We start from the raw sequence: 2,807 nt of genomic DNA on the forward strand, positions 1-2,807 counted from the left end.
GTTGATAGTGGTCTTTGAGCCGCTACCAAGAACCGCAAGGATATTATCGTTAGTTGGGTTTGAGCCTTGTGCTGCAAGGGATTCGATGGCTTTTGCCACATCTGATTTAGTGATTGCCATGGGTTTATTTCCTATTGTGTACTGTATCGTATTTTAGTACATTACAGTACAGTACACAATCGATATTTCTATGAATTATGACTAGCTAAAACTCTCTGCAGCTGTTCGCTAATGTTTTCCAATTTAGCAAAAGCCGATAGAAGATGATTTCTATTAGATTAATTAAAAAATAACAAGTATTTATTAGCGAGTGTCTACGAGCGCCACAACAAAGATTCGCGCCTAGACTCTCTGAAAAACAGCTTTTTAGGCTGAGAAGCCTAAATAAGCGTAAATTATATGCAGATATTTGCACCTAGACCGAGCGGAGCGAGCAAAAAAAGCTTCTGAGCGAAGCGAAGTCATAGTTGCTTTTGCTTTTTACATAATTTTAGAAGGTATTTGCAAAAAATTACCCCTACGAATCGAGCGAAAGCGAGATTCAATAGAGTTTGAGCGAGTGAAACGAAGCGAAAACCAAAACTCGTGTTGTAATTGAACATGTCACAAAAATAGATGGCTTTGAACAATATTTTACTAGTTACCATCTTAAAAAAACTTCCGATTTTAAAAGCGTTTATGCTGTACGACTCTATGAGTTATTAATGCAATGGAAGTCTGTAGGAAAAACACCTATATATGAGTTGAATAAATTCCGTAGCCAATTAGGTATAGGAGTTAATGAATATGATCGTATAGAGGCTTTTAAAAGACGTGTTTTAGATATTGCTATTAAACAAATTAATGAGCTTTCTGATATTACCGTTAAATATGAGCAACATAAAAAAGGTCGTGCTATTTCAGGTTTTTCATTCGCCTTCAAACAAAAAGAAAACGAATCAACCAATAGCAGATAAGCGAGATCCAAACACGCTAGATCTTTTTTCAAAAATGACAGATGCTCAACGTCATATGTTTGCTAATAAGCTTTCAGAATTACCTGAAATGGGGAAATATTCTCAAGGTACAGAAAGCTACCAACAGTTTGCTATACGTATTGCTGAGATGCTACAAGATCCTGAGCGCATCATAGAGCTATACCCACACCTCAAGAAAGTGGGATACATGCCATCAAATAAAAGGGACACGGTACATGGCTAAGTTATCGCTAAGTGAAGTATCCAACCGCTTTAACGTCAGCCGCTCTACACTATACAGAGCTATCAAAGAAGGACGTATATCTCGAAGTGCTGATGGTCTTTTTGACATTGCAGAAGTCATTCGCTGCTTTGGAGAGCCAATTAAAAAGCACGAGCCAAACCAAGTAATAACCTCACTCAAAGATGATGCGGATTTGCGTCAGTTGGTTGACTTCATGAGAAAAGAGATTGAATCATACAAGGATAGAGAAAAACGTTATTTAGACCAAATAGACCGCTTCCAATTGTTGCTAGGACATAAAGAGTCAGAAGAAAAAATGTCTCATGACACACTAAAGAGACATTTCAATGAAACACCTTGTGACAACAATGATGACTCAAGTGAAAGTATTGAAAATAAAAGCATAGAGCCAAATTCATTATCTCATGAAACAGTAACGATACATACCAGTGAAGCACCAAAAAACGTATCACAGACACATCATGAGACAAGAAAAAGCGTAGCTTATTTGGCCGAGTACTGAGTGCGGTATTCGATGAGGACTAAGCCCCCCAAGGAGCATTACGTATGAAAAAACTGAAAGAGACCCTACAAGGCATTGCATTTCTATTTATCGGGATTCCGATCATGATTATGGCCAGCATTATGGATCAACGAGCCTTTAAAAAGGAGCAGGATCAGCGCCAGAAAGCCCAAGATCAAAGCAAGTGATTGTTCATCAAAACTTATTAAAACCGTGGAACATGAAAAGTCATAAAAAAAGCCCATTCGAGGGTGAATGGGCTATAAAACTTGAATCAACAAATTGAATTATAACACAATTTCAAAAGCATTGCGTATAAGAGATTTTATGTTAATTTTTTATATGAAAATTTTAAAAGTGTACTTAGTAGTACACTTTTAATTTGTTCTAACAAGTTCAATTCGTATAACCACCATTATGTTAATTGTAGGAAAACTTAATTTTATTACCTTATTGAGACATATCTTTGATTTGACGTTTATGTCTATACATTTGCTTATCTGCTTCAACTACTGTTTGTTGTAAATCCGTCCCTGGTTGACGTGCTGCAACACCAATAGCAGCATTAATTCCAGCCTGTTTTAAGGATTCTGAAATTCGATTTGCTAGTTTTTGAGTATTTTCTAAGTTAGTTTCAATATTTAAAATACCAAACTCATCTCCTCCTAAACGTGCAACTAAATCATTAGAGCGCACAGTTCTTTTGATAATTTGGACTGTTTCTTGAATCATCTGATCACCTTTTAAATGACCAAATTTATCATTTATATATTTTAAATCATTTAAATCTATGACAATAATTGTTGTTGAGTGTCCGTAAATTTTACACCGACTTTCTTCTAAATCTAAAAGTTTATCCCAAGCACGACGATTGAAAGCTCCTGTTAAGTGATCTGTTAGCGACTCCATTTCAAGTTTTTCGCTAATTCTTTTTTGTTCATTTATTTTAATTTCGTTCGGCTTTGTTGCACAAACCTATCTGTAAAGGCTTTTTCAGCGATATAATTTTCAAATGAAGAAGCCTACACACAAAATCTACCGTACAACCAATTGGCCCGCATATAACCGAGCACTCATGAGTCGC

General features: G+C 36.0%; 4 protein-coding genes and 1 pseudogene. 3 read left to right on the top strand and 2 right to left on the bottom strand.

What is annotated here, in order from left to right; genetic code table 11:
* Positions 1 to 120, bottom strand: a 120-nt coding sequence (locus AC07E5_RS06335; RefSeq protein ID WP_498625026.1) for a DNA-binding protein, incomplete at its 3' end; no start/stop codon positions are given.
* Positions 121 to 581: 461 nt separating this feature from the next.
* Between AC07E5_RS06335 and repM the strand changes: the two are divergent.
* The 3 genes and pseudogenes from repM to AC07E5_RS06350 all read left to right on the top strand — a co-directional run.
* Positions 582 to 1,200 (top strand): annotated as a pseudogene (repM, locus tag AC07E5_RS06340) (replication initiation protein RepM); the annotation flags it as partial.
* A complete protein-coding gene (locus AC07E5_RS06345; protein WP_227591037.1) occupies positions 1,193 to 1,723 on the top strand; it encodes a plasmid replication DNA-binding protein in 531 nt (176 codons plus the stop codon). The pseudogene repM and the gene AC07E5_RS06345, both read left to right, overlap by 8 nt.
* 44 nt (positions 1,724 to 1,767) lie before the next feature.
* Complete coding sequence (locus AC07E5_RS06350) at positions 1,768 to 1,911, top strand: hypothetical protein (RefSeq protein ID WP_498625022.1); 144 nt, start codon at positions 1,768 to 1,770, stop codon at positions 1,909 to 1,911.
* Between the two features lie 262 nt (positions 1,912 to 2,173).
* Here AC07E5_RS06350 and AC07E5_RS06355 read toward each other — a convergent pair whose 3' ends face one another.
* Positions 2,174 to 2,632, bottom strand: coding sequence for a GGDEF domain-containing protein (locus AC07E5_RS06355; protein WP_498625024.1), 459 nt, complete (start codon positions 2,630 to 2,632; stop codon positions 2,174 to 2,176).
* Between the last annotated feature and the right edge of the window lie 175 nt (positions 2,633 to 2,807).

It is taken from the genome of Acinetobacter seohaensis (genome assembly GCF_056431365.1).